The following is a 25,337-nucleotide window of genomic DNA, read 5'->3' as shown; positions in this document are numbered from 1 at the left end:
GGTATCCATGCCGGAACGCCTCCGAAGAAGGTTCAGGCATGGGTCCCGGGTCGCGCTATGCGCGCCCGGGACGACCGCGAGAAGTTGGAGGCGCAAGACTGCTCAGCGCGACAGCGCGCGGGCGATCTGGGCGTTGGCCTCGGTCAGCGCCTGCTTGGGCTGCATCTGGCCGATCAGCGCAAGCTGGAGATAGTCGCCGAGGATGGTCTCGACGCGGGCCCACTGGCTGATGCGCGGGCGGGCCTGGGCGACGTTCAGCGCCTCGAGCTGCGCCGGGTACCAGCGGTACTTGGCGACGAGATCCTTGTCGTTGAACAGCGCAGCGAGGGTCGGCGGATTGCCGGTCTCGAGCGCGATCAGCTTCTGGTTCTCGGAGCTGGTGACGAAGCGGATGAAGTCGGCGGCGCGCGCCTTGTTTGGCGAATCCGCCGGAATGGCGAGCAGCCAGGCGCCCAGCATCGGCGCCGGCCCCCTGACCTCGCCCGGCGAGGCGACGACCTCGACCTGGTTCGCGACCTTGGAGGCGCTGCCATCGAGCGTGCCGGCCCAGGACGACCACATCTCGACCGCGATCGCAGCGCGGCCCTGCTGGATCGCATCGCGCAGTTCGGTCGCGTTGTAGGTCTCGACGCCCTTCGGCGCGAGCGCCTTGAACGACAGGAACTGGGTCAGCGCCTTCTCGGCCTCGGGTGTGTCGAGCACGGCCTTGCCGTCGGCGCTCACCACGTCGCCGCCATGTGCCCACAGCACCGGCAGGAAGGAGGTGACGATCGGGTTGCCCTTGATGCCGCGGAAGACGAGGCCGGAGACGCCCTCTTCCTTCGACTGGATCGTCTGCGCCGCCTTGACGACGTCGCTCCAGGTCTTGGGCCGCTCGAAGCCGTGCTTGGCGAGCAGGTCCTTGCGATAGGCGAACATGGCAATGTTGCCGACGAAGGGCGCGGCATAGAGCTTGCCGTTATGCTTGGAGACGTCGATCGCCGACTTGACGAATTCGCCCGGCAGGCCGCCGACGGTGTCGAGATCGGTGAGCCAGCCGCGCGCCATGAATTCCGGCGCCCAGATGTCGTCGAGCATGGCGACGTCGGTCGCAGCGGTCTTCTCGCGCGCGCCGACAGCGAGGCGCTCATAGAGCGGGCCGCCGCCGAGCTCGAGCCGCTCGATCTTCACATTCGGATTCTTGGCCTGGTAGAGCTCGACCATCTTGGCCAGCGCCGGCGCGAAGCCGGCATCGCGCCCGGCGATCACCAGCCGGTCCTGCGCGGCGGCCGGCAGAACGAGCCCGGCCAACATCAACATGGCGCCGAGCGCCTTACCCATCGTCCTCATGGCATTCCCCCGTCCGGGTCTCTGCCCGGGCGGGCATTGTGGGAGCGGATGGCTGGCGAGTGCAACAGAGATGCGACGATTGCGGAACAATCCTGCGCGGCGCGGCGTTCGGATGATGCTGCGGCGCTGCCGCACCGTTCATTGGCCGTCGCGATGCGACGGCAACGCAACCAGGGGGCTCTACCATGAACAATATCATCTACATCGTCGGCCTGGTCGTGGTCGTCCTCGCGATCCTGTCCTTCCTCGGGTTGCGTTGATAGCAGCCGCTGACACGACGCTGTTCCAGCCCGTGATGCTCGCCCTCGTGGCGAGCATCCATGTCTTGGACACCGCATTGCAGGAAGAAAGACGTGGATGGTCGGGACAACGAGCCCGACCATGACGACATGGTGTAGATTCGGCCTATCTCAGCGATCGTCGCGACGCGGCGTCTTGCCGGCGAAAGGCTTTTTCGTCCCGAACGGCTTCTTCCCGCCGAACGACTTGCCCGCTGGCCGGCCCTCGCCGCTGCCCGGGCGCTCTGCGCCATGCGGGGCGCCGAACGGCTTCTTGCCACCCTCGAACTTGCCGCCCTTGAACTTGCCGGCGAACGGCTTGCCGCCAGGCTCGCCTTTCTTGTCGAAGGACGGGCGCTCCGGCCGCAGGATCGCGGTCTCCTCATAGACAGGCTCTCGGTCGCGCCGCGTCGGGTCATAGGGCTTGCCGAACGGCTTGCGCTTGCCCTCATAGGGTTTGCGCTCGCTCGAACGCTCCTCGCGCCCCGGATGGGCGCCGCGCGGCGCATGGCTCGCCTTCTCGCCGAAGGGCTTGGCCGCCCGGCGCTCGCCCTCGCCAGCGACCTGCTCGATCGTGATCCGGTCGCGATCGGGCACGCGCGTCAGCTCGGCGAAGCGCTCGGCGACATCGGCATCGATCTCAACCTTGGTCTCGCGATCGAAGATGCGGATCGCGCCAACCTCGTCGCGGGTGATCTGGCCACGGCGACAGATCATCGGGAGCAGCTTGCGCGGATCGGCGCCGTCCTTGCGCCCGGTATTGAGACGGAACCAGACGGTCTCGCCGCGGGGCCCGGAGCGCTCTCCACGCTCGCGATCGCCGGGCGAACGCTTCTGCGCATAATCGTCGGCGCTGCGCGCCGGCCGGCGCTCCTCATGGCCGAAATTGGGATCGCCGACCTCTTCCGTCGCCGGCAGGCGCGAGCGGTAGACGCGCACCAGCGCCGCCGCGAGCTCTTCCGCCGAACGCCCGGCAAGCAGCGCGCCGATCATGCCGGCATCGTCCTCGCCCGCCTCTCCCGAAAGCAGCGGGTCCTGCAGCATGCGTTCCTGGTCGAGCGCGCGGATCTCGTCCTGTGTCGGCGCTGCCGCCCATTCGGCTTCGGCCCCCGCTCCGGCGAGCAGCATCTGCGCCTTGCGCCGGCGCGACGGCGGCACCAAGAGGGCGCTGATGCCTTTCTTGCCGGCCCGGCCGGTGCGGCCGCTGCGGTGCTGCATCACCTCGGGATCGTTCGGCAATTCGGCATGGATGACCAGCGTCAGGCCCGGCAGGTCGATGCCGCGCGCCGCGACATCGGTCGCGACGCAGATGCGCGCGCGGCCATCGCGCAGCGCCTGCAGCGCCGAATTGCGCTCGCTCTGGCTGAGCTCGCCCGAAAGCGAGACGGCGGCGAAACCACGCTCCAGCAGGGCCGCCTCGAGATGGCGCACTGCGTTGCGCGTGTTGCAGAACACCAGCGCACAGGGCGCGTCGTAGAAGCGCAGCAGGTTGACGACGGCAAGCTCGCTCTCGCGCGGATAGACGCGGATAGCGCGATACTCGATGTCGGCATGGCCTCCCTCGGTGCCGGCGACTTCGATGCGCAGCGCATCGCGCTGATAGCTCTTGGCGAGCGCGATGATCGCCTTCGGCAGCGTCGCCGAGAACAGCAGGCTGCGACGCTCTTCCGGCGTGGCCTGCAGGATGAATTCGAGATCGTCGCGGAAGCCGAGATCGAGCATCTCATCGGCCTCGTCGAGCACCACCGCCTTCAGCGCCGAAAGATCGATCTGGCGGCGTTCGAGATGATCGCGCAGGCGCCCCGGCGTGCCGACGACGATATGCGCGCCCTCGGCCAGCAGCATCGCCTCGCGCCGCGGGTCCATGCCGCCGACGCAGGCGACGATGCGGGCCTTCGCCTCGCCATAGAGCCAGGCAAGCTCGCGCTGGACCTGCAAGGCGAGCTCGCGCGTCGGCGCGACGATCAGCGCCAGCGGCAGCCCGGCGCGGGGCAGGACGTCGGCGTCGCCGATCAGGTCGGTGCCGATGGCGAGCCCATAGGCCACCGTCTTGCCCGAGCCGGTCTGCGAGGAAACCAGAAGGTCGCGGCCGGCGGCCGCCTCTTCCAGCACCGCGGCCTGGACAGGGGTCGGCTCGCTGTAATTGCGGTCGGCGAGCGCCCGCGCGAGCGGCGCACTCGTGGAGATGAAGGACATCGATGTCAGGCCTTAGATTGCAGCTGGCGGGTCGGCAGCACGCAGAACGAGGGGCAGCGCCGGACGCGGCGCCACGATATTGCGCTGCACATAGAGGAAAACGCGGAAAAAGGGAATGCAGCATCGGCCGATCCCGCATGCGGCAGCGGAGGCCCACCATGCTACCCGTTCCGTTGCCGGCGGCGAGAGGCTCATGGTCTAAACAGGCGTCACCAGAGCGGAGAGAGGACATGAGCGAGACTTGGCGACGTTTCGGTTCCTACGACGCGCTCATGCTCGACGATGGCGTGTTCGAAGCGCCGTCGGATGTGCTGATCCATGGCGATGGCGAGGCCACTCGCGACGAGGCCGTGGCGCGCTGGGGCAAGTCGAAAATCAGCATCCCCGTCAACTGCTTCGCTCTGAAGGGCGCTGGCGGAATCACGCTCGTCGACGCCGGCACCGGCCCTTCCTGGGGCGAGGCGATGGGCCATGCGCCCGCCGCCATGGCCAAGGCCGGCATTGCCCCGGAGCAGGTCGAGGGTATCCTGATCACACATCTGCACGGTGATCATGCGCTCGGCCTCTTCGACGGCGAGCGCGCCCGTTTTCCCGATGCGCAGATCATCGTGCCCGAGGCTGATTTCGGCTTCTTCGGGGACGAAGCCAATCGCGCGCAGACGCCGCAGAACCGGCAAGGCGGCTTCGCCGTCACGGCGGCGGTGAAGAAGCACTATGCCGGCCGCATCCATTCCGCCCCGGCCGGCCCTGTGCGGCCCGGCATCACGCTGGTCCCGCTGCCGGGCCATACTGCCGGCCATAGCGGTTACCTCATCGAAGGCGATACTCCCCTGCTTCTCTGGGGCGATGCGCTGCACCTCTCCGATCTGCAGGCGACCGATCCGGGGATCGGCTTCGTCTACGATTTCGACGCCGCCACCGCTCGCGCCTCCCGCCGCGCCATCCTGGAACGCGCAGCGCGCGAAGGCTGGCTCATCTCAGGCGGCCATATCGAGGGCTTCAGGCGCGTCAGCGAGAGTGGCGCGGGATACGAGCTGATCCCGGCCTGACGCCGCTACCCGCGCATCCCGGCGGCATCGAGCAGCTTGCCGGCGGCCGCGCGCGCCTCCTCGGTGATCGAGGCGCCGGCGAGCATGCGGGCGATCTCCTCGCGACGCGTTCCGTCCTGCAAGGGCGAGACGCGGGTGACGGTGCGCTCATCGGCGCCCTCCCCGCCTTGGGCCGACTTGGCGATCAGGAAATGCTGGCCGGCCTTGGCCGCGACCTGCGGCGCATGCGTTACCGAGATCACCTGCACCCGCGCCGCCAATCGCGCCAGCCGCTCGCCGATCGCATCCGCGACCGCGCCGCCGACGCCGGTGTCGATCTCGTCGAAGACCAGGGTCGGGGCCGAGCCGCGCTCGGCCAGCACCACCTTCAACGCCAGCATGAAGCGTGAGAGCTCGCCGCCCGAGGCAACCTTCATCATCGGCCCGGGCCGCGTGCCGGGATTGGTCTCGACCCAGAACTCGACGCGGTCGAGCCCCTCCGGCCCGCGCGCGTCGGGATCGCTGTCGATCTGCGTGATGAACCGCGCCCGCTCCAGCTTGAGAGGGGGCAATTCCGCCTTCACGGCTGCATCGAGCGCCGAAGCCGCCCGCGTCCGGCCTGCCGAAAGCGCCGTCGCCAGCGTGACATAGGCCGCCTCGGCCTCGGCAAGCTCGGTCTCCAGCCGCTTCAGCGAGCCTTCGCTCTCGTCGAGCGCAGCGAGATCGGCCGCCATGGTCTCGGCGAGTGCCGGCAGCGCATCGACCGGCACGTCGAACTTGCGCGCCGCGGCGCGCAAGGCGAACAGCCGCTCCTCGACACGCTCCAGCACGCGCGGATCGAATTCGGCGGCGTGCACCGCCGCCTGCAGGGTCTCCCCGGCCTCCTCTAGCGCGACCACCGCGGTGGTCAGCGCTGCGATCGACGGATCGACCAACTCCGGTGCCTGACTCGCGCGTCGCTCCAGCCGGCGCAGCACGCCGGACAGGGCAGCGACGGGGGACGCGTTGCCGCCGACCGCCTCGAAGGCCTCGATGATGTCGCGGGCAACCTTCTCGGCCGCCATCATGCCCTGGCGCTTGGCGGCGAGCGCCTCCTCCTCGCCCGGCTCGGGGGCGAGCTTGCCGAGCTCAGCCACAGCATGGCGCAGAAAATCGGCCTCCTTGCGCGCGGTCTCGACCCGGATGCGCTGGCTCTGCAGAGCCTGTCGCGCCTTCTTCAGCGTCTCGCTGGCGCGGGCGACCTCCACCGCTTGCTCGCCGAGTTCGCCGAAGCCGTCGAGGATAGTGCGGTGCTGGGCCGGGTCGGTCAGCGCGCGGTCGTCATGCTGGCCATGGATCTCGACCAGGGCGGCGCCGATCATGCGCAGGATCTGCACGCTGACCGGCTGGTCGTTGACGAAGGCGCGGGTCCGGCCATCGGCATATTGCACGCGGCGCAGGATCAGGTCGCCGTCCGTGTCGATCTCCTGCGCCTGCGCCAGAGCGCGCGCCGGATGCGACATCGGCAGGTCGAAGACGGCGCTGACCTGCCCCTGGCTCTCGCCATGGCGCACCAGGCCGCCATCGCCGCGGGCGCCCAGGGCCAGCGCGAAGCCGTCGAGCAGGATCGACTTGCCGGCGCCGGTCTCGCCGGTCAGCACGCTGAGACCGTCCTCGAAGCCCAGGTCGAGCCGGTCGATCAGAACGATGTCGCGGATCGAGAGCTGAGCGAGCATGGCGACTCAGCCCCCTTGTGCCGGCTGCAGATGACCTCGCCGGGACACCGGCCGCCTTAGAGGCGGCCGAGACCGGTCAACCCGACGACGGCGCGCGTGAAGCCGTTGAAGGCCCGGCTGATATAGGAGCCGCGATCCTCGCGTGGCTGCAGGCCGCCGCTCTCCAGGAGCGTATAGGCGTCCTTGTACCAGGGGCTGTCCGGGAAGTTGTGCCCGAGCACCGCGGCGGCGGTCTGCGCCTCGTTGGTGATGCCGAGCGCCATATAGGCCTCGGTCAGGCGCATCAGCGCCTCCTCGACATGGCGCGTGGTCTGGTACTTGGTGATGACGTCGCGGAAGCGGCCGACGGCGCCGGTATAGTTGCGCTTCTCCAGATAGAAGCGGCCGACATTCATCTCCTTGCCGGCGAGCTGGTCGCGCGCGACCAGCATCTTCTCGCGCACGTCGAGCACGTATTCCGACTTCGGATAGCGGTCGAGCAGCTCTTGCATCGCACGCAGCGCCTGGTCGGTGCGCTCCTGGTCGCGCGTCGCGTCCGGGATCTGGTTGTAATAGGACATAGCTAGGATGTACTGCGCGTAGGCCGCGTCCGGGCTCGCCGGGTTCTGCGCCAGGAAGCGCTTCGAGGCGGTGATCGCGTCGTCGTACTTCGCCGCCTCGTAATTCGCATAGGCGGTCATGATCAGGCCGCGCTTCGAATAGGGCGAGAACGGCGCCTGCTTGTCGATTTCCTCGAATTTCTTGTTCGCGCCCTCGGTGTCGCCGTTCTGCAGACGGGCGAGACCCTCGTTGTAGAGCTTGTCGGCCGGAACCTCGGGCAGCACCTCGGGCTTATAGGTCTCGGGCCGATCGAACGGGTTGAGCGCGCTCATCGTATCGCAGCCGCCGAGCGCCGCCGCGAGGGCGAAGGCCAACGCGAGGCGCTTGCCGCCACGAGTCGCTTCGCCGGAGTTGAATGTCTTCAGCCGCATGACGCTCACTTCATCCGTCCTTGTGACGCCCTTCGAAAGGGCGCGCGAAATGGCTTTATCCCAGAAGCAGCCTTTTCGCCAAGCGTGACGGGCGCTTCATGCAGTGCAATCGCCGTTTCCAACAGGAAGCGGGCGAATGCAAGGCGTGGCGTCACGTAATACCCTGCTTAGAGCGTCTCAGTGCAGATCGGGCGCGAGAGCGGCAGGCACCGGACCGGCCGCCATCTGCACTGCGTGGTGGGCGTAGACCGGCTGAGCCTCGACGATCGCGTAGTTCGCCCGGTCGGCGAACAGGGCCTCGAGGATGCGAACGTTCATGCGATGACCGCCGCAATAGGAGCGGAACTCGCCGAGAATCGGATAACCGGCCAGCGCGAGATCGCCCACCGCGTCGAGGATCTTGTGCCGCACGAACTCGTCCGCGTAGCGCAGGCCTTCGGGATTGATCACCTTGTCGTCGCCGATCGCGACGGTGTTGTCGAGCGAGGCGCCGAGCGCAAAGCCCGCCTTCCAGAGCTGCTCGACGTCGCGCATGAAGCCGAAGGTGCGGGCCCGGGAAATCTCGCGGGCATAGGCCTCGGGATCGAGGTCGAGGATCTTGCGCTGGCGGCCGATGGCCTTGGTGTCGAAGTCGATCTCGACATCGAGACGGAAACCGCTTTCCGATGGCGCCAGCTCGGCGAAGGCGCGGCCATGCTCGATCCGCACCGGACGCAGGACCTTGAGGTAGCGGCGGGTCGCGCCGAGCGCGACGAGGCCGGTCGATTCGATCGCGGCGACGAACTCGGCGGCGCTGCCGTCCATGATCGGCATCTCCGGACCATCGATCTCGATCAGCACATTGTCGAGGCCGAGGCCGGCGCAGGCCGACATCAGATGCTCGATCGTGGCGACCGAGCCGGAGGCCTGGTCGCCGATCACCGTGCACAGCTCGGTGGCGCTGACCTTGTTGTGACGGGCGTGGATCAGCTGCTCATGGCCGCCTTCGAGGCCCTTGCGCAGGAAGACGACGCCGGAATTCGCAGTGGACGGCCGCAGGGTCAGGCAGGCGGGAGCCCCGGAATGAACGCCGATGCCTTGCAGGGTCACGGGCGAGCGAAGGGTCGTCTGCCGTTCAGCCATCATACTCAGTATCCGTCTCGAGCGCGACGATCCTCGGGTCGGCGCCTTGCGGCGCAACCTGTTCGACGATCGACGCGGTTCCCTGATTTGTAGCGAACTCGGGATTAATCCCGAATCCCCTTACTCGGTGATGCGCTGCAAGATACGCGCAGGCGCATCGGCTTCAAAATCACGCTTTCTTTCGCTCTGTAACAGAGGTTATAGAGCCAGAAAATCTTAACCATCTGCTTGATGTATATGGTTTTTCAGACGTTAAAAAAGGCCCGGCGGAGCGATCCGCCGGGCCTTTTGTTTAATGCGGTCGCGCCGAGCCGGAAAGCTCAGTTCGACTGCCGGCGCAGGAAGGCCGGGATCTCGAGCTGGTCTTCTTCCGAATTGCGCGCCGGCGCGGTGCGGCCGAGCTGGTCGAGCTGGCCCTGGGCCGGCCGGCTCACCGGCGCCGGCGGGCGGCGCATGAATTCGGCATGGGCCGCGCTGGGGCCGGCGGCCGGGGCCGGCGGAGCCTGACGCGCGGCCGGAGCCGGCGGCGCCATCGGCGCCTCGTGCTCGTCCTCCTTGCGGCCGAAGCCGACCGAGGCGAGGCGCTGCATCAGCGACATCCGCTTCTGCTCGACCGAAGCCGGTGCCGGGGCAGGCACCGCGCCGCGGCTCTGCGCGATCTGGTGCTGGGCCGGCAGCGGCAGGTCCTCGACGCGCGGCATGCGGGTCGGGCGGATCACGGCGCGCTCGGGCATCGGCGGGATGAAGCTGTCCTCGTGATGCGGCTGCGAGGTCTCGGGCATCGGCGCCTCGACGACCGGCGGGGCGACCATGGCCGGGCGCGGTTGGGCCGGCTCGATGCGGACATCGGCGGCGAAGCTCGGTGCCGGAGCCGGCGCGGGAGCGCGAACCGGCTCGGGAGCCACATATTCGGCCACGGGAGTCGGCATCGGCGCAGGAGCAGGAGCAGCGGAGGTGCGGACGTTAGGGACGGCCGAGCGCAGCCGCGCCTCCGCCTTCAGCCGCTCGGCGACCTCGGCGATACGGGCCTCGGTCGGGTCGACCTCGTTCTGGGCGCTGATCGGCTTGTCGATGCCCGTGGCGACGACCGAGACGCGCATCGTGCCTTCCAGCGCCTCGTCGAAGGTGGCGCCGACGATGATGTTGGCCTCGGAGTCGACCTCCTCGCGGATGCGGGTAGCGGCCTCGTCGACCTCGTAGAGCTTCATGTCGCGCCCGCCGGTGATCGAGATCAGCAGGCCGCGCGCGCCCTTCATCGAGACGTCGTCGAGCAGCGGATTGTTGATCGCGGCCTGGGCGGCCGACAGCGCACGTTTCTCGCCCTGGGCCTCGCCGGTGCCCATCATCGCCTTGCCCATGCCGCGCATCACGGCGCGCACGTCGGCGAAGTCGAGGTTGATAAGGCCGGGGCGGACCATCAGGTCGGTGATGCAGGCGACGCCGGAGTAGAGCACCTGGTCAGCCATGCCGAAGGCGTCGGCGAAGCCGGTGTTCTCGTTGGCGACACGGAACAGGTTCTGGTTCGGGATGACGATCAGCGTGTCGACGGCTTCGTTGAGTTCGCCGATGCCGGCTTCCGCCATGCGCATGCGGCGCTGGCCCTCGAACTGGAACGGCTTGGTGACGACGCCGACGGTGAGGATGCCCATGTCGCGGGCGACGCGAGCGATCGCGGGAGCTGCACCCGTGCCGGTGCCGCCGCCCATGCCGGCGGTGATGAAGACCATGTGGGCGCCGGCGAGATGGTCGCGGATCTCGTCGATCACCTCTTCGGCGGCCGCGCGGCCGACTTCCGGCTGCGAACCGGCGCCGAGGCCTTCAGTGACCTGGAGGCCCATCTGGATGATGCGCGGGGCGCGGGCCAGGGCGAGCGCCTGCGCATCGGTGTTGGCGCAGACGAAATCGACGCCATCGAGACCGGCCTCGATCATGTTGTTCACGGCATTGCCGCCGGCGCCGCCGACGCCGAACACGGTGATCCGGGGCTTCAGTTCCCGGATGTCCGGGGCTTGCAGGTTCATCGCCATGATTGCCTCTTTCACTGTCTTGTCCGGCTCCTGGCGGGCCGTCCCGTCTTCCACGCCAGGGGCCTTAAGCCCCGCTCTGCTCGTACTCACCCCGGTCCGCGCCGCCTTTCGGCCGAGCGGGCCGCAACTCTAGAAACTCTCGCGCAGCCAGCGGCCGACGCGGGAGAAGTAGCCGTCGGTCGCGTGGGCGAAGAACGACGCCCCTGCCCGCGGCTCGAAATGTTCGACATGGGCGACCTGCGGATAGACCAGGAGGCCCACCGCCGCCGCGAAGGACGGGCCCTTGCCCGCTTCCGGCAAACCCTTGATCCCGAGCGGACGGCCGGTACGGACCTGGCCGCCGAGCACGCGCCGCGCCACTTCCGGCATGCCGGTGAGCTGGCAGGCTCCGCCGGTCAGGACGACGCGCCGCCCGGCCTCGGCCTGGAAACCGGCCGCCTTCAGCCGGTCGCGCACCAGTTCGAGGATCTCCTCGACGCGCGGCTTGATGATCCGGACCAGATGCGACTTCGACAGATGGTTCGGCATGTCGCGCTCGTCGTCGTCGACTTGCGGCACCGCGATCATGTCGCGCTCGTCGGAGGGGCTGGCGATCGCCGAGCCGTGCAGCGTCTTCAGCCGCTCGGCGGCGGAGACGCGGGTCGAGAGCCCGCGCGCCACGTCCATGGTGATGTGGTTGCCGCCGACCGCGATCGCGTCGGCATGGGTCAGGTGCCCGCCGGAGAAGACGCCGAGCGAGGTGGTGCCGCCGCCCATGTCGACCACGACGACGCCCATCTCGGCCTCGTCGTCGACAAGCACGGAGAGGCCGGCCGCATAGGGGCTGGCGACCACCGCCTCGACCTCGAGATGGCAGCGCTCGACCGCGAGCATGACGTTGCGCGCCGCCGCCGCTTCCGCCGCGACGACATGCATGTCGACCGAGAGCGAGCCGCCGATCAGGCCGCGCGGATCGAGCACGCCAGGCGAGCCGTCGAGCGCGTAGCCGGTCGGCAGCGCATGCAGCACCGCCTTGCCCGGCCGGATCGCATGGGTCGCAGCAGCGGCAAGCACCCGCTTCACGTCGGAATCCCCGACCGAGCCGCCGCGCAGATCGACGCTGGCCTGGTAGTGATGCGAGTTCAGCCTGCCGCCGGTCAGGTTGACGATCACCGACTGGACCTCGACCTTGGCCATGCGTTCGGCCGCGTCGACCGCGGCGCGGATGGCGCGTTCGGCGCTTTCCAGATCGATGATCGCGCCACCCTTCAGGCCGAGAGAGCGCTGATGGCCGATGCCGATGATGCGTGCGACATGGGTGCGCCCGCGCAGCCGCTCATTCGCCTCGGCCGGGTTCAGCTCGGCGATCAGGCAGACGACCTTGCTCGTGCCGATGTCCAGAATCGACAAGGTCGCGCTCTTGCGCGACGAGAGCGGACGCATCCGCGGGGTCAGGCCTTGCGAGGTCAAGCTCATGCCTCGCCGCCCTTCTTCTTGGTCTTGCTCTTGAGCTGCTCGGCGCGCGTGGCCGCGGCCTCTTCGGTCAGGCGCATGGTGACGCGGTCCGGCTGGCGCATGTCGATGGCGATCAGATCCTTCTCGCTGATTCGGAAGTCCTGTTCGAGGCTGGCCAGGCGCTTCAGCGCAGCGCCCGCACCCTGCTCCGGCAGCCTGATATCGGCACCGGTGTCGAGCTTGAGGTTCCAGCGCCGGCCGGCGACGAGGCTGCCGGCGCGGATGCGCGAGGCGAAGGAACCGGCCTCGCCAAGCAGCGCGAGATAGTCCTTTGCCTTGAGATTGGCGTCAGGCCCGACGACCAGCGGCAGATAGGCGAAGCGGCCATCGTCCATCTTGTCGATCACCGTGCCGTCCTGGGCGATCAGGAAGAGCTCGCCCTTGACCTGCCAGAGCGCATAGGGCTCGCGCTCGGTGAGATTGATCGTGATCTCGCCGGGATAGAGCTTGCGGACCGAGGCCTCGCGGATCATCGGCGTCGCCTCGAGCCGCTTGCGCGCCTCGTCGGCATCGAAGAAGGCGAGCGAGATCTTCGGGTCGATGCCGGCGGCGACCAGGACCTCGATCTCGGAGAGACCGCTGAGGCCCGAGATGGTGATGCGATCGATGCCGAGCCCGACGGCTCGGGCGAGCGCGTGCCTGGGCTCGCCATAGGTCTCGCGGAAATTCTCGTAGTGGCCGCCGAGGACGGCGCCGGTCGTGCCCACGAGCACCAGGAAGCCGATCGCCAGGAAGGAGCCGAGCCCGCCCGGCAGCCGCTCGGCCAGCGGCACCGCAACGGCGCTGCGGCGCGAGCCGCGGAACCAGCGGCGCGAGCGCTCGCCGACGAGGAGCTGCGGCCCCGTCACGCGCATCGGCAGGTTGGACCCGGTGAACACCGGTTCCACCTTCACCGATTCAAGGAGGCGTCCTCGACGATCCATTTGACGAGCTCACCGAAGTTCATGCCCGCATGGGCGGCTAATTCAGGCACAAGGCTGGTTTCGGTCATGCCGGGCTGCGTGTTGACCTCCAGCCAAACGAGCGTGTCGCTCTCGTCGTCGTACCGGAAGTCTGAACGGCTGACGCCGCGGCACCCGATTGCTTGATGCGCCGTTAACGCACACTCTTCGATTTGGCGGTAAAGATTCGGTAAAATTTGCGCCGGGCAGATGTGGATTGAACCGCCTTTGGCATATTTGGCGTCGTAGTCGTAGAACTCGCCCGTCGCCGCCCGAATCTCCGTTACCCCCAAGGACTTGCCGTCCATCACCGCGCAGGTCAGCTCGCGTCCGGCGATGAATGTTTCGGCCAGCATGGTCTCGCCGCAGGGCCAGTCCGGCCGGGCGATCTCCTGGGGCGGATGCTCGCGGCCTTTCTTAACGATCACCACCCCGACGGAGGAGCCTTCGTCGATCGGCTTGATCACATAAGGCGGCGGCAGGACGTGCCGTTTCGCCGCCTCGAAGCGCGAGACGGTGACGCCCTTCGCCACCGGCACGCCGGCGGCCGCGACGACCATCTTGGCCTTGTCCTTGCGAATGGCGAGCGAGGAGGCGAGCACGCCGGAATGGGTATAGGGGATGCCGAGGATCTCGAGCACGCCCTGGATGGTGCCGTCCTCGCCGTAGCGGCCATGCAGGGCATTGAAGGCGACGTCGGGCTGCAGCTTCGCCAGCACCTGCGCGACGTCGCGGCCGACCTCGACGCGCGTGACGCGATAGCCGACGCCTTCCAGCGCCCGAGCACAGGCCGCGCCGCTGCTGAGGCTGACCTCACGCTCGACGGACCACCCGCCCATCAGCACTGCGACATGCTTGCCCATCAAGGTTCCTGACACCGAACACCTGGGTCCGAACCTGATCCGAGATGGTTAACGGCGCGTTAACGATGCGCTCTGCGGGTTAATGACGAGCCGGCTGTTGCACGCCGGACTCACTCCCCCTCACCGGCCGCGACCTTGGCCAGCAAGGCCTTGAGCTGCTCATGCTCAGCCGGGCTGAGCGCCGAAATCAGCGCCGCTTCCGTCGCCACATGCGAGACCACCAGCCGCTCGATCAGCGCGAAGCCTTCCGGCGTCAGCACGATGCGCAGGCTGCGCCTGTCCTGCGGGTCGGCCTGCCTCGCGATCAGTCCGCGCTTCTCCAGCCGGTCGAGCCGATTCGTCATCGCCGAGGTCGACAGCATCATGTCCTTGGCGAGTTCGGACGGCGTCAGCGAGCCGCCGCGCTCGCCCTGCCGGCGCAAGGTCATCAGCACGTCGAAGCCGGCGAAATCGAGATCCTCGCCGGCAAGATTGCGCCCTACGCCGAGGCGCACCCTCTCGGCTGCCCGCCAGATCGCGCCGCAGACCGCCATCGGACCGGGATCGATATCGGGGCGCGCCCGTCGCCATTGCGAGAGGATCGAATCAAGCGGGCCGCCCTGCCCGGCTTCGTCAGCTTGACTCATGGAAATCCCGCGCCTAATTATCCCATATCAAATAATTCGATATCGAATTATCTTTCGTCAAATAATCCTACGCTACCCATCCGGCGATGCAAAGGGAGGCCGCCATGGCCGACAGCAAGACCCGCATCCTGTTCGCCACGATCCTGGCGCCCGTCCTCTGGGGCTCGACCTATATCGTCTTCACCCAGACGCTTCCGGTCGAGCATCCGCTGCTGGTCGGAGCGCTGCGTGCGCTGCCCGCCGGCATCCTCCTGATGCTGCTCGGCCCCGGCCTGCCGCCGCGTGACAAGCTCCTGCCGCTCGCGATCATCGGCTTTGCCAATATCGGCCTGTTCTTCGGCATGCTCTTCCTCAGCGCCTCGCGCCTGCCCGGCGGGCTCGCCGCGACGCTGGGCTCGATGCAGCCACTGCTCGTCGCCTTCCTCGCCTGGCCGCTGCTGCTGCGCAGGCCGAGGCTCGGTCAGGTGCTCGCCGCCCTCGCCGGCACGGTCGGCGTCGGCCTGTTAGTGATCGACGATACGGTGAAATTGGATGCGATCGGTGTCGCTGCCGCGCTCGTCGGCGCCGCCTCGATGGCGACCGGCACCGTGCTGATCGAGCGCTGGGGCAAGGTCGGCACGCCACTCGCGCTCGCCGCCTGGCAGCTCACCCTCGGGGGCCTCCTGCTCCTGCCGGTCGCGCTTGTCGTCGAGGGCCTGCCGCCCGTGCCAACCCTGCGCAACCTCGCCGGCCTCAGCTATCTCGTCGTGATCGGCACCGCCTTCGCCTATTGGCTCTGGGTGCGCGGCATCGCCGCGATCGGCACCGGCGTCGCCTTCCTCAGCCTGCTCAGCCCGCTGGTCGCGACCTTCCTCGGCGCCGCGCTGCTGGGCGAATGGTTCAGCGCCCAGCAATGGCTCGGCATCGCCATCATCTTCGGCTCGACCGTCGCAGGCATCATGCTGTCACAGCGCAAGCCGGCGGCGCAGGAAACCTATCCTGCGCTTGACACTCGAATGTATCACAATTAGATACATAACCGCGGTCGGAGCCTGTGATGATCCTCAGTTTTCGCGACAAGCGAACCGAGCTGATCTTCTCCGGCCGCTGCCCAAAGGGGTTTCCGCCGGATGTGTTTCCTGCGGCAAGACGAAAGCTGGAAGCGATCAACGCTGCGCATGTGCTCGCCGACCTGCAGAGCCCGCCGGGCAATAGATTGCACGCTTTGGGCCGTGATCGGTCCGGCCAGCACGCGATCCGGATCAATGACCAGTTCCGGATCTGCTTTCGCTGGACGGAGACCGGGCCGGTCGATGTCGAGATTGTCGACTACCATTGAAGGAGGATGTCATGGCGGCCGAGATCGAGATCGTAGCGACGCTGCCGCCCATGCATCCTGGCGAGATGCTCCGGGAGGAGTTCCTGAAGCCGCTGGGTCTTTCGCCGGGGCGTGTCGCCCGGGCATGCGGCATCCCGAGAACCCGCATCGAGCGGATCGCAGCGGAGAAAATCGGAGTCACCGGCGATAGCGCGCTACGCCTCGCTCGCTTCTTTGGAACCTCGCCAGAGTTCTGGATGAACCTGCAGTCTCGCTACGAAATCGAGACGGCGCGGCTCAACGCAGCCGACGAGATCGCTGCAATCCGGCAGCTCGAGCAGGCGGCTTAGTCCTGCGCCCGCTCAGGCCGCAACGCCGAAGCGCTTGATCTCCCAGTGCAGCTCGTAGCCTGAATTGTCCTTGACCCGGCGGCGAACCTCTTCGCCCAGGCCCTCGATATCGGCGGCGGTGGCGCCGCCGGTGTTGATCAGGAAGTTGCAGTGCATCTCGGAGACCTGCGCCCCGCCGACGCGCAGGCCGCGGCAGCCGGCGGCGTCGATCAACTGCCAGGCCTTGCCGCCTTCCGGGTTCTTGAAGGTCGAGCCGCCGGTGCGCTCCTTGATCGGCTGCGCCGCCTCCCGCGCCGAGGTCACGCGGTCCATCTCGGCGAGGATCGCGGCCTGGTCGCCCGGCCGGCCCTGGAACAGCGCCGAGGTGAAGATGATGTCGGCGGGCGCCGTCGCGTTGCGGTAGCTGAAGCCCATATCGGCATGCGACAGCGTGACGATCTCGCCCTTGCGAGTGACGCCGCGCGCCTCAACCAGCACGTCGGTGGTCTCGCCGCCATGCGCGCCGGCATTCATGCGCAGCGCCCCGCCGATGCAGCCGGGGATGCCGCGATAGAAGGCGAGGCCGTCGAGCGAGGCATCGGCCGCGGCGCGTGCCACCTTCACATCCGGAACGGCGGTGCCAGCACGCAGCCGGTCGCCATCCTCGCGGGCGATCTCGCCGAAGGCCTTGCCGGCAAGGCGAATGACCACGCCGGGAATGCCGCCATCGCGCACGATCAGGTTCGAGCCGAGCCCGACCACCGTCACCGGTATCTCGGCCGGCAACTTGCCGAGCAGATAGGCAAGATCGGCCTCGTCGGCCGGGGTGAACAGAATTTGCGCCGGCCCCCCGACGCGGAACCAGGTCAGCCCCGCCATCTCCTGATTGGCGAGCAGCCGCCCGCGCAGTTCGGGCGCGGCGGCGCGGATGTCGGAGGTGATGTCTTGGAAAGGCATGAGCTTACCCGCGCGTCTCCTTCTCCCCTCGGGGGAGAAGGTGGCCCGGCGAAGCCGGGTCGGATGAGGGCCGCCCGGCGAGGCCGACATGTTCGGCAATCTCGCGCAGGACGAATTCGAGGTTTCCTAGAACCCGCTCGTTCGGAAAGCGCAAGACCTGATAGCCTTCGCTCCGCAGAAAGGCATCGCGGCGCCGATCCCGCTCGCGCGCTTCATCAGTTTCATGGGGCTCGCCGTCGAGCTCGACGATCAGCCGACCCTCGAAACAGCAGAAATCCGCGATGAACGGTCCGATCGCCATCTGGCGCTTGAACTTGAGGCCAGCGAAGCGGCGGCCACGCACCGCCTGCCAAAAGATCGCTTCAGCGCGCGTCGGCTCGCGGCGCTGGCCGCGGGCGAAAGAGAGAGTACCGGTCGTGTTCTTGCGCTCCACGACCGGCCCTCATCCGTCAGCGCTTCGCGCTGCCACCTTCTCCCCCGAGGGGAGAAGGAAGAGAAGCCAACTCCCCAGGCAGCGCATAAGCCCACTGCGTGATGTTCCCCGCCCCGAGGCAGACGACGTAATCGCCCGGCCCGGCCAGCTCGGCGACCATGCCGGCGAGCTTGTCGGAGGATTCCAGCGGCAGCGTGTGACGATGGCCGCGTGCCTTGATCGCCGCCACCAGCGACTCGCGATCGGCACCCGCGATAGGCTGCTCACCGGCCGCATAGGTGTCGGCGATGATCACCGTGTCGGCATCGTTGAAGCAGGCGGCGAAGTCGGCGAACAGGCTCGACAGGCGGCTGTAGCGATGCGGCTGCATCACCGCGATGACCTTGCCCTTGGTCGAGGCGCGCGCGGCTTTCAGCACGGCGGCGATCTCGACCGGATGGTGGCCGTAATCGTCGAAGATCAGCGCGCCATTCCACTCGCCAGTCTTGGTGAAGCGGCGCTTCACCCCGCCGAAGCCGGCGAGCGCGGCGCGGATCTGCTCGACCGGCACGCCCAGATCATAGGCGACGGCGATCGCGGCGGTGGCGTTGAGGGCATTGTGATGGCCGGGCATCGGCATGACGAGATCGCGCACCACCTCGTCGCGGCTGGTCTTGCGGTCGCGGATGAGGAGCGTGAACTTCGCCTGCCCGCCGGAGAGGTCGATGTCGATCAGGCGGAAATCGGCCTGCGGGTTCTCGCCATAGGTGACGACGCGGCGGTCCTCGATCTGGCCGACAAGACCCTGGACTGTCGGGTGGTCGATGCACATCACCGCGAAGCCATAGAACGGCAGGTTCTCGACGAAGGAACGGAACGCAGCCTTGATCGCGTCGAAAGTGCCGAAATGGTCGAGATGCTCGGGGTCGATATTGGTGATGATCGCGACGTCGGCCGGCAGCTTCAGGAAGGTGCCGTCGGATTCGTCGGCCTCGACCACCATCCAGTCGCTCTCGCCCATGCGGGCATTGGTGCCGTAGGCATTGATGATGCCGCCATTGATCACGGTCGGGTCGAGCCCGCCCTTCTCGAGCAGGGTCGCGACCAGCGAGGTCGTCGTCGTCTTGCCATGCGTGCCGGCAATGGCGACGCAGGATTTCAGCCGCATCAGCTCGGCCAGCATCTCGGCGCGGCGCACCACCGGCAGGCGCTTTTCGCGCGCCGCCATCAGCTCCGGGTTGTCGCGCTTGATCGCGGTCGAGACCACGACGACCTCGGCCTCGCCGATATTCTCGGCCTTGTGCCCGACGAAGGTCCTGATGCCTTTCTCGGCGAGGCGCTTGACGTTGGCGCCGTCGGAAGCATCCGAGCCTTGCACCTGATAGCCGAGATTGTGCAGGACTTCGGCGATCCCGGACATGCCGATGCCGCCAATGCCGACGAAATGGATGGAGCCGAGCTTCGGCGGCAGCTTCATGATGGATAAGTCCTGAAAGGTTCAGCCTTGGGCGGTCTGCAGCACAAGCCGCGCCAGGCGGTCGGCCGCATCCGGTAAGCCCGCGCTCTTGGCCGCCTGAGCCATCGCCGTCAAGCGCTGCGGCTCGGCAAGCAGCGTGGAAAGCTCGCCGGCAAGGCGCTGCGGCGAGAAATCGTTCTGCAGGATCATCATCGCCCCGCCGGCCCTGGCGAGCACGCCGGCATTGGCCGCCTGGTCCTGGTCGAGCGAACCCGGCAGCGGCACGAGCAGCGACGGCCGGCCGATCACCGTGAGCTCGGCGATGGTCGAGGCGCCCGAGCGCGCTACCACCAGATGCGACGCTGCCATGCGCGCCGGCAGGTCCTTGAAGAAGGGCGCCAGCTCGAACTTGATGCCGAGCGAGGAATAGATCTTTCGCACCCGGTCATCATCCTCGGCCCGCGCCTGCTGGACGATTGACAGGCGACTGCGTTCCTCGGCGGAGAGCAACTGGATCGCCGGCGGCACAATGTCGGCCATCACCCGCGCACCCTGGCTGCCGCCGAAAACGAGGAGATTGAGCTTCCCTGCCGGCTCGGCATAGGGCGAGGCTGCATCGATCACCGCCGGCCGCACGGGATTGCCGACCTGCGTGCACTTCTTCGCCTGCTCAGGCGTCAGCCCGCCGACCTTGGCGAAGCCGGTGGCGATCGCCTTGACCCGGCTGGCGAGGAAGCGGTTGGCCCGGCCGATCACCGCGTTCTGCTCGTGCAGCAGTGTCGGTACGCCCATCAGCGCCGCCGCGAAGACCGGCGGCACCGTCGGATAGCCGCCGAAGCCGACGACGATGGCGGGCTGGAGTTGCTTGATCGCCTGCCGCGCCGCGAGTCCGCCCTTCAGCAGCACCAGCGCCGCCTTCGCCATCGCGACTGGCGACTTGCGCGAGGGCGTTGCCGCCGGCACGGCATGGATCGACTCGGCCGGGAAATTGCCGGCGTATTCGGCGGCCCGCGTGTCGGTGATCAGCGCGACCCGGGCGCCGGCGCGGTGCAAGGCGTGGCTCAGCGCCTCCGCCGGGAAGAGATGCCCGCCCGTGCCGCCGGCGGCGAGCACGACGAGCGGCGCCTGCGCTCCTGCGCTCACGAGCGGCGCTCCGGCTTGCCGAAGCTCTCGGCTCGCGGCCGTTTGCGCGTCAGCGCCAAGAGGAAGCCGGTGCCGAGCGCCAGCGAGATCAGCGAGGAGCCGCCATAGGAGATGAACGGCAGGGTCATGCCCTTGGCCGGCATCATGTGCAGGTTGACCATCATGTTGATCGCCGCCTGGATGCCGAAGAGCAAAGCGAGGCCGGTGACGCCGAGCCGCACGAACGGATCCTCGGCCCGCTGCGCCACGAACAGCGCCCTGAGCACGATGAGCGCGAAGAGCAGCACCAGCACCATGCAGACGACGATGCCGAATTCCTCGGCCGTCACGGCAAAGATGAAGTCGGTATGGGCGTCGGGCAGGATGCGCTTGACCGTGCCCTCGCCCGGGCCCTTCCCGAACCAGCCGCCCTGCGCGAAGCTCTCCAGCGCCGTGTCGACCTGGAAGGTGTCGCCCGAGCCCTTGTCCATGAAGCGCTCGATGCGGGCGCGCACATGCGGCACCAGCTCATAGGCGATGAAGAGGCCGACGGCGCCGATGCCGCCGAGCCCCAGGACCCAGAACCAGTGCAGGCCGGCGACGAAGAACAGCCCGGCCCAGACGAGGGTGACCAGGATGGTCTGGCCGAAATCGGGCTGGAGCACGAGCGGCACGATGGTGATCGGCAGCAGCAGGAAGGCGAGGATCGTGCCCGGCAGATCGGGCCGGCGATGGCCTTCGGCGAAGGCCCAGGCGGCGAGCACGACGAAGGCGGGCTTGAGGAATTCGGACGGCTGGACCGAGCCGAGCGGGCCGAGCGTCAGCCAGCGCTTGGCTCCCTTCACCTCGACGCCGAAATAGAGCGTGCCGACCACGCCGGCGAGCGACAGGACGAAGACGATCAGCGCGATGCGGCGCACCTGGCGTGGCGCCAGCAGCGAGGTCGAGAGGAAGATCGCCAGCGCGACCAGGAGATAGACCACCTGGCGATTGACGAAATGGAAGGTCGAGAGGCCCAGCCGCTCAGCGACGGGCGGGCCGCCGGCCATCAGCAAAACGACGCCCGAAACCATCAGCACCACCAGCGTCGTGAGGATGACGCGGTCGATTGACCACCACCAGCGGCCGCTCAGGCTAGGTTCTGCGCGCGAGACCATCGTTCCAAGGCTCCGTACGGAAGGGCAGATCGAAGGCACCCGCTCCGGCGAATCACTCTGTCAATGAATGGTTAACCGATTGATTCCGATCCTCGGTTTCCCGCCGGGCTGGATGCACCGGCCAACAGGCTTCTCAGCCGTCGGGATAGGGCGTGCCGTCCTTGTGCAGGAAGCGCCCGTCTCGGCTCGGGCTGATCATGTCGATGTCGGAGCAAGTGATCACGTCGTCGGGAGAGCGTCTGCCGACCTCGAGATTGACGGCAACCTTATTCGAGCGATTGATCATGTGGTGGCCGTTGCCGCTGTTCTTGGCGAAGGCGGCGCAATCGCCGGCGCGAAGCACGGTCTCGCCCCCATCCTCGACCAGGACCAGTTCGCCTTCGAGCAGATAGACGAACTCGTCCTCATGCGAATGCCAGTGACGCTGGCTCGACCAGCCGCCCGGCGGCAATCGCATCAGGTTGACGCCGAAATCGGTCAGGCCGCCGGCATTACCGAGGCGCATGCGGATACGGTTCGCGCAAGGGATGTCGAACGGCTTCGGATAGCCCGAGCCCTTGCGCTCGGGAACCGCTGCGACGTCGATCTTGGGCATGAAGATACTCCGGGTAGCCGGCGCCGCCGCAGAACTGGTCGCTAGACCAGCGCCGCGACGCGCTCCACCTTGATCTCGTCCTCATGGGCGCGGGCCTCGACCAGATCATAGGCCGCCTGCATCCGCAGCATCGTCTCGGCCCGGACACCGAATGCCTTTTCGAAGCGGATCGCCATCTCGGCCGACAAGGCGGCCTTGCCGTTGAGGAGATTGCTCATCGCCTGCCGCGTCACACCCAGCTTCTCGGCCGCGACAGTCACGCTCAGGCCATAAGGCTCGACGATTTCGGTCCGCAGCCACGCGCCGGGATGAACGGCAAAGCTCGAATGAAGCTTGATGGCCATCAGTGATAATCCTCCAGATCGACATCCTCGATGGCGAGCGCCTGATTGATGCTAAACGTCATGCGCCAGTTCTTCGTCACGATGAGCGACCATTCGCCTGTCCGATCGCCGGTGAGCTGGTGAGCCCCGTAATTGGGCGGGTGCTTGAGCTCGTCGGCCGCATCGATCGCGGCCAGATAGGCGAGCATGTTCCGCAATCGATCGACGAGATTGCCAGGCAGCCCCTTGCTCTTCCCGGTTTCTGCGAACTGTCGAAGCGCTTTGTGCCTGATGCTCGCGATCTCCATGGGAGGAGATTAGTGCTGAGTGCGTCGCGCGTCAATTGTCACTTGACAAGCAGGTCAGCGCTCGACTGGCTCGAACCCCGGCAGCGCCTTGACCAGCGTCCGGAAGGCATCGCCACGGACCTCGAAATTCGGGAACTGGTCATAGGACGCGCAGGCCGGCGAGAGGAGCACGGCGATCTCGTCGCTCCCCTGCTGCGCCAGCGCCGCCTTGGTCGCGGCGGCGAGCGCGACGTCGAGCGTGCCGCTGCGCTCGTAAGTCACGCGGCCGTCATCATCGAAGGTCGCGGCAAAGGTGTCGCTCGCCGCGCCGATCAGATAGGCGCGGGCGATGTTGGGGAAATAGCGCCTGAGCGACTCGATCCCACCTTCCTTGGCCTTGCCGCCGAGGATCCAGAAGATCGCGCGGAAGGAGTTCAGCGCCTTCTCGGTCGAGTCGGCGTTGGTCGCCTTGGAATCGTTGATGAAGACGACGCGGCCGATGCGGCCGAGCTCCTCCATGCGATGCTTCAGCCCGGGATAGCTTTTGAACCCTGCAGCGATTTGTTCCGCCGTCAGGCCGAGCGCCGCGCAGGCAGCGAAGGCGGCGGCCGCATTCTGGGCATTATGGCTGCCGCGGAGGGAACCGATACCGGCGAGATTGGCGACGACTTTTGGCTTGCCGTCCCTGACCTCGACGATGCGGGTGTCGAGCTGGCCGCCATTGGCGGTGACGCCGGCGAAGACGCCCTCGTCGAGGGGCTGCTCGCCGCTGATTTTCACGAGAGGCTTGCCCGAAGCGGCGCGCCGCCGCGCCATCTGCTTCGACGGCTCGTCATCGACGCCGATCACCGCGATGTCGGAGGCGGCGACCAGCCGCTCCTTGATCGCGCCATAGGCTTCGAAGGTGCCGTGCCGGTCGAGATGATCCGGCGTCAGGTTCATCTGGATGCCGACCGTCGGCTTGATCGAAGGGGTCAGATCGATCTGGAAGGTCGAGCACTCCACCACATGGACGCGGCTGTCGGCCGGCGGCTCCAAAGCGAGCACGGCAGTGCCGATATTGCCGCCCATCTGGACATCGCGGCCGGCTGCCTGCAGCACATGCGCGATCAGCGCCGTGGTGGTCGATTTGCCATTGGTGCCGGTGATGCAGACCACCGGCGCGGCGGGCGCGATCCTCGCCCGTTCCAGGAAGAACAGTTCGATGTCGCCGATCACCGGGACATTCGCCGCCTTGGCCTTCTCGACCGTCCAATGCGGCGCGGGATGCGTCAGCGGCACGCCGGGCGAGAGCACGAAGGCGGCAAATCCGGACCAGCCGGCGGTCGCGAGATCGACGACGGAGAGCCCCTCGGCCGCCGCCTTGTCGCGGCTCGCCTGATTATCGTCCCAGCAGGCGACCTTGGCTCCACCAGCGACAAGCGCGCGCGCTGTCGCCAGCCCCGAACCGCCGAGGCCGAACAAAGCGAGCGTCTGGCCGGCAAAGGCCGTGACGGGTGTCATGATGCTCTCTTCGTCCAGGAGCCAAAAAGCGGGCTAAAAACCTCTCCGTCATTCCGGGGCATGCCGCAGGCATGAGCCCGGAACCCATGAACACCGTCCGGGCCGGACAGGAACGGCAGCTGCAACCAGTCGTACTGCGGCGTCGTGTTCATGGGTTCCGGGCTCGCCGCTGCGCGGCGCCCCGGAATGACGGAGAGGCTCCGTGACAAGAGACCATCCTCAACGCAGCTTCAGCGTGGCGAGGCCGACCAGCGCCAGCACCACCGAGATGATCCAGAAGCGGATCACCACCTGCGGCTCGGTCCAGCCCAGCTTCTCGAAATGGTGGTGAATCGGCGCCATCAGGAAGACGCGCTTGCCGGTGCGCTTGAACACCGCGACCTGGATGATCACCGAGAGCGCCTCGACCACGAACAGGCCGCCGACGATCGCCAGCACGATCTCGTGCTTGATCGCGACCGCGATGGTGCCGAGCATGCCGCCAAGACCGAGCGAGCCGGTGTCGCCCATGAAGATCTGCGCCGGCGGCGCGTTGAACCAGAGGAAGCCGAGCCCCGCCCCCATCATCGCGCCGCAGATCACGGCGAGCTCGCCGACACCGGGTACATGGTGAATCTGCAGGTAGTTGGCGAAGATAGCGTTGCCGGCGAGGTAGGCGATGAAGCCGAAGGTGCCGGCCGCGATCATCACCGGCACGATGGCGAGCCCGTCGAGCCCGTCGGTCAGGTTCACCGAATTGCCGGCGCCGACGACGACGAAGGCGGTGACCAGCGGGAACAGGATGCCGAGCGGGATCATCAGCTCCTTCAGGAACGGCATGGCGAAGCCGCTGGCGATCGAAGGCGGGCTGACCTGCATGATCGCTGTGCAGGCGGCGAGCGCGATGACGATCTCGAGGCCGAGGCGGGCTTTGCTGGAGAAGCCCTTATGCGACTGTTTCGTCACCTTGAGATAGTCGTCATAGAAGCCGATCGCGCCATAGCTCGCGGTCACGCCGAGCACGATCCAGACGTAAGGATTGCGCAGATTGCCCCAGAGCAGCGTCGCGACGAACAGCCCGGTCAGGATCATCAGGCCGCCCATGGTCGGCGTGCCGCGCTTGGCGAGGTGCGATTCCGGCCCGTCGGTGCGGATCGGCTGGCCCTTGCCCTGCTTGATTCTGAGCCATGAAATCGCCGCCGGCCCGAAGAAGAAGACGAAGAGCAGCGCCGTCGCGGTCGCCCCGCCGGCGCGGAAGGTGATGTAGCGGAAGACGTTGAGGATAGGAAAATGCACCGCAAAATCGGCGAGCCAGACCAGCATCGAATTC

General features: G+C 67.5%; 24 protein-coding genes. 4 read left to right on the top strand and 20 right to left on the bottom strand.

The features are described from left to right. Window positions 1-102: 102 nt before the first annotated feature. Together ACFPOB_RS10650 and ACFPOB_RS10645 are read right to left on the bottom strand one after the other, a co-directional pair. Entirely contained in the window at window positions 103-1,329 is a 1,227-nt protein-coding gene (locus ACFPOB_RS10650) for an ABC transporter substrate-binding protein (protein WP_377798172.1), read from the bottom strand. 410 nt (window positions 1,330-1,739) lie between these two features. Beyond that, window positions 1,740-3,803 carry a DEAD/DEAH box helicase gene (locus tag ACFPOB_RS10645; protein ID WP_377798170.1) on the bottom strand — a complete coding sequence of 688 codons (2,064 nt, stop codon included), beginning with the start codon at window positions 3,801-3,803 and terminating at the stop codon, window positions 1,740-1,742. Between the two features lie 230 nt (window positions 3,804-4,033). Between ACFPOB_RS10645 and aidB the strand changes: the two genes are divergently transcribed. Next, window positions 4,034-4,852, top strand: a complete 819-nt coding sequence (aidB, locus tag ACFPOB_RS10640) for an AidB family quorum-quenching N-acyl homoserine lactonase (protein ID WP_377798168.1) — start codon at window positions 4,034-4,036, stop codon at window positions 4,850-4,852. A 5-nt stretch (window positions 4,853-4,857) separates the two neighbouring features. Here aidB and recN read toward each other — a convergent pair whose 3' ends face one another. The 8 genes from recN to ACFPOB_RS10600 form a co-directional block, all read right to left on the bottom strand. After that, window positions 4,858-6,546 carry a DNA repair protein RecN gene (gene recN / locus ACFPOB_RS10635; RefSeq protein WP_377798167.1) on the bottom strand — a complete coding sequence of 563 codons (1,689 nt, stop codon included), beginning with the start codon at window positions 6,544-6,546 and terminating at the stop codon, window positions 4,858-4,860. Window positions 6,547-6,602: 56 nt separating this feature from the next. Continuing rightward, entirely contained in the window at window positions 6,603-7,517 is a 915-nt protein-coding gene (locus ACFPOB_RS10630; RefSeq protein ID WP_377798166.1) for an outer membrane protein assembly factor BamD, read from the bottom strand. Between the two features lie 177 nt (window positions 7,518-7,694). Beyond that, on the bottom strand, window positions 7,695-8,642 hold the full coding sequence (gene lpxC, locus ACFPOB_RS10625) for a UDP-3-O-acyl-N-acetylglucosamine deacetylase (protein WP_377798165.1): 948 nt from the start codon (window positions 8,640-8,642) through the stop codon (window positions 7,695-7,697). A gap of 317 nt (window positions 8,643-8,959) precedes the next feature. After that, complete coding sequence (ftsZ, locus tag ACFPOB_RS10620) at window positions 8,960-10,666, bottom strand: cell division protein FtsZ (protein WP_377798164.1); 1,707 nt, start codon at window positions 10,664-10,666, stop codon at window positions 8,960-8,962. Between the two features lie 129 nt (window positions 10,667-10,795). After that, window positions 10,796-12,121: a cell division protein FtsA gene (ftsA, locus tag ACFPOB_RS10615; RefSeq protein WP_377798163.1), complete on the bottom strand. Its 1,326-nt coding sequence runs from the start codon at window positions 12,119-12,121 to the stop codon at window positions 10,796-10,798. Beyond that, window positions 12,118-13,038 (bottom strand): cell division protein FtsQ/DivIB, encoded by a 921-nt coding sequence (locus tag ACFPOB_RS10610; protein ID WP_244543474.1) that lies wholly within the window; start codon window positions 13,036-13,038, stop codon window positions 12,118-12,120. Before ACFPOB_RS10610 ends, ftsA begins: the two co-directional genes overlap by 4 nt. A gap of 11 nt (window positions 13,039-13,049) precedes the next feature. Further along, a complete protein-coding gene (locus ACFPOB_RS10605) occupies window positions 13,050-13,964 on the bottom strand; it encodes a D-alanine--D-alanine ligase (RefSeq protein WP_377798162.1) in 915 nt (304 codons plus the stop codon). Between the two features lie 110 nt (window positions 13,965-14,074). Beyond that, window positions 14,075-14,590 (bottom strand): MarR family winged helix-turn-helix transcriptional regulator, encoded by a 516-nt coding sequence (locus ACFPOB_RS10600; protein WP_377798160.1) that lies wholly within the window; start codon window positions 14,588-14,590, stop codon window positions 14,075-14,077. A 104-nt stretch (window positions 14,591-14,694) separates the two neighbouring features. On the opposite strand from ACFPOB_RS10600, the gene ACFPOB_RS10595 reads away from it, so the two are divergent. Genes ACFPOB_RS10595 through ACFPOB_RS10585 form a run of 3 tightly spaced genes read left to right on the top strand, consistent with a single transcriptional unit; the run spans window position 14,695 to window position 16,237 of the window. Then, window positions 14,695-15,600 (top strand): DMT family transporter, encoded by a 906-nt coding sequence (locus ACFPOB_RS10595; protein WP_377798158.1) that lies wholly within the window; start codon window positions 14,695-14,697, stop codon window positions 15,598-15,600. Between the two features lie 26 nt (window positions 15,601-15,626). Next, window positions 15,627-15,908: a type II toxin-antitoxin system RelE/ParE family toxin gene (locus ACFPOB_RS10590; RefSeq protein WP_377798157.1), complete on the top strand. Its 282-nt coding sequence runs from the start codon at window positions 15,627-15,629 to the stop codon at window positions 15,906-15,908. Window positions 15,909-15,919: 11 nt separating this feature from the next. Next, on the top strand, window positions 15,920-16,237 hold the full coding sequence (locus tag ACFPOB_RS10585; protein ID WP_377798155.1) for a HigA family addiction module antitoxin: 318 nt from the start codon (window positions 15,920-15,922) through the stop codon (window positions 16,235-16,237). A 12-nt stretch (window positions 16,238-16,249) separates the two neighbouring features. On the opposite strand, the gene murB is transcribed toward ACFPOB_RS10585, so the two are convergent. The 10 genes from murB to mraY form a co-directional block, all read right to left on the bottom strand. Further along, entirely contained in the window at window positions 16,250-17,173 is a 924-nt protein-coding gene (gene murB / locus ACFPOB_RS10580; protein ID WP_377798153.1) for a UDP-N-acetylmuramate dehydrogenase, read from the bottom strand. A gap of 4 nt (window positions 17,174-17,177) precedes the next feature. After that, window positions 17,178-17,606 (bottom strand): endonuclease domain-containing protein, encoded by a 429-nt coding sequence (locus tag ACFPOB_RS10575; RefSeq protein WP_377798151.1) that lies wholly within the window; start codon window positions 17,604-17,606, stop codon window positions 17,178-17,180. A 16-nt stretch (window positions 17,607-17,622) separates the two neighbouring features. After that, the gene (gene murC / locus ACFPOB_RS10570; protein ID WP_377798150.1) at window positions 17,623-19,062 is read right to left on the bottom strand and encodes a UDP-N-acetylmuramate--L-alanine ligase; all 1,440 of its coding nucleotides are present in this window, start codon (window positions 19,060-19,062) and stop codon (window positions 17,623-17,625) included. Window positions 19,063-19,083: 21 nt separating this feature from the next. Next, complete coding sequence (gene murG / locus ACFPOB_RS10565; RefSeq protein WP_377798148.1) at window positions 19,084-20,184, bottom strand: undecaprenyldiphospho-muramoylpentapeptide beta-N-acetylglucosaminyltransferase; 1,101 nt, start codon at window positions 20,182-20,184, stop codon at window positions 19,084-19,086. Further along, the gene (locus ACFPOB_RS10560) at window positions 20,181-21,320 is read right to left on the bottom strand and encodes an FtsW/RodA/SpoVE family cell cycle protein (protein WP_092160841.1); all 1,140 of its coding nucleotides are present in this window, start codon (window positions 21,318-21,320) and stop codon (window positions 20,181-20,183) included. The genes murG and ACFPOB_RS10560 overlap by 4 nt, the downstream gene beginning before the upstream one ends. A gap of 133 nt (window positions 21,321-21,453) precedes the next feature. Continuing rightward, window positions 21,454-21,915 (bottom strand): cupin domain-containing protein, encoded by a 462-nt coding sequence (locus ACFPOB_RS10555; protein ID WP_377798147.1) that lies wholly within the window; start codon window positions 21,913-21,915, stop codon window positions 21,454-21,456. Between the two features lie 41 nt (window positions 21,916-21,956). Continuing rightward, window positions 21,957-22,259, bottom strand: coding sequence for a HigA family addiction module antitoxin (locus tag ACFPOB_RS10550; RefSeq protein ID WP_377798145.1), 303 nt, complete (start codon window positions 22,257-22,259; stop codon window positions 21,957-21,959). Continuing rightward, complete coding sequence (locus tag ACFPOB_RS10545; RefSeq protein WP_377798143.1) at window positions 22,259-22,546, bottom strand: type II toxin-antitoxin system RelE/ParE family toxin; 288 nt, start codon at window positions 22,544-22,546, stop codon at window positions 22,259-22,261. Before ACFPOB_RS10545 ends, ACFPOB_RS10550 begins: the two co-directional genes overlap by 1 nt. Before the next feature lie 54 nt (window positions 22,547-22,600). Further along, window positions 22,601-24,028, bottom strand: coding sequence for a UDP-N-acetylmuramoyl-L-alanine--D-glutamate ligase (murD, locus tag ACFPOB_RS10540; RefSeq protein WP_377798141.1), 1,428 nt, complete (start codon window positions 24,026-24,028; stop codon window positions 22,601-22,603). A 219-nt stretch (window positions 24,029-24,247) separates the two neighbouring features. Beyond that, window positions 24,248-25,330 (bottom strand): phospho-N-acetylmuramoyl-pentapeptide-transferase, encoded by a 1,083-nt coding sequence (mraY, locus tag ACFPOB_RS10535; protein ID WP_377798139.1) that lies wholly within the window; start codon window positions 25,328-25,330, stop codon window positions 24,248-24,250. Window positions 25,331-25,337: the final 7 nt, after the last annotated feature.

The organism is Allobosea eneae, assembly GCF_042657265.1.
Lineage (GTDB): Bacteria > Pseudomonadota > Alphaproteobacteria > Rhizobiales > Beijerinckiaceae > Allobosea > Allobosea eneae.
The sequence above is the reverse complement of the archived record's forward strand: the minus strand, read 5'-3'. Positions and strand labels throughout refer to the sequence as shown.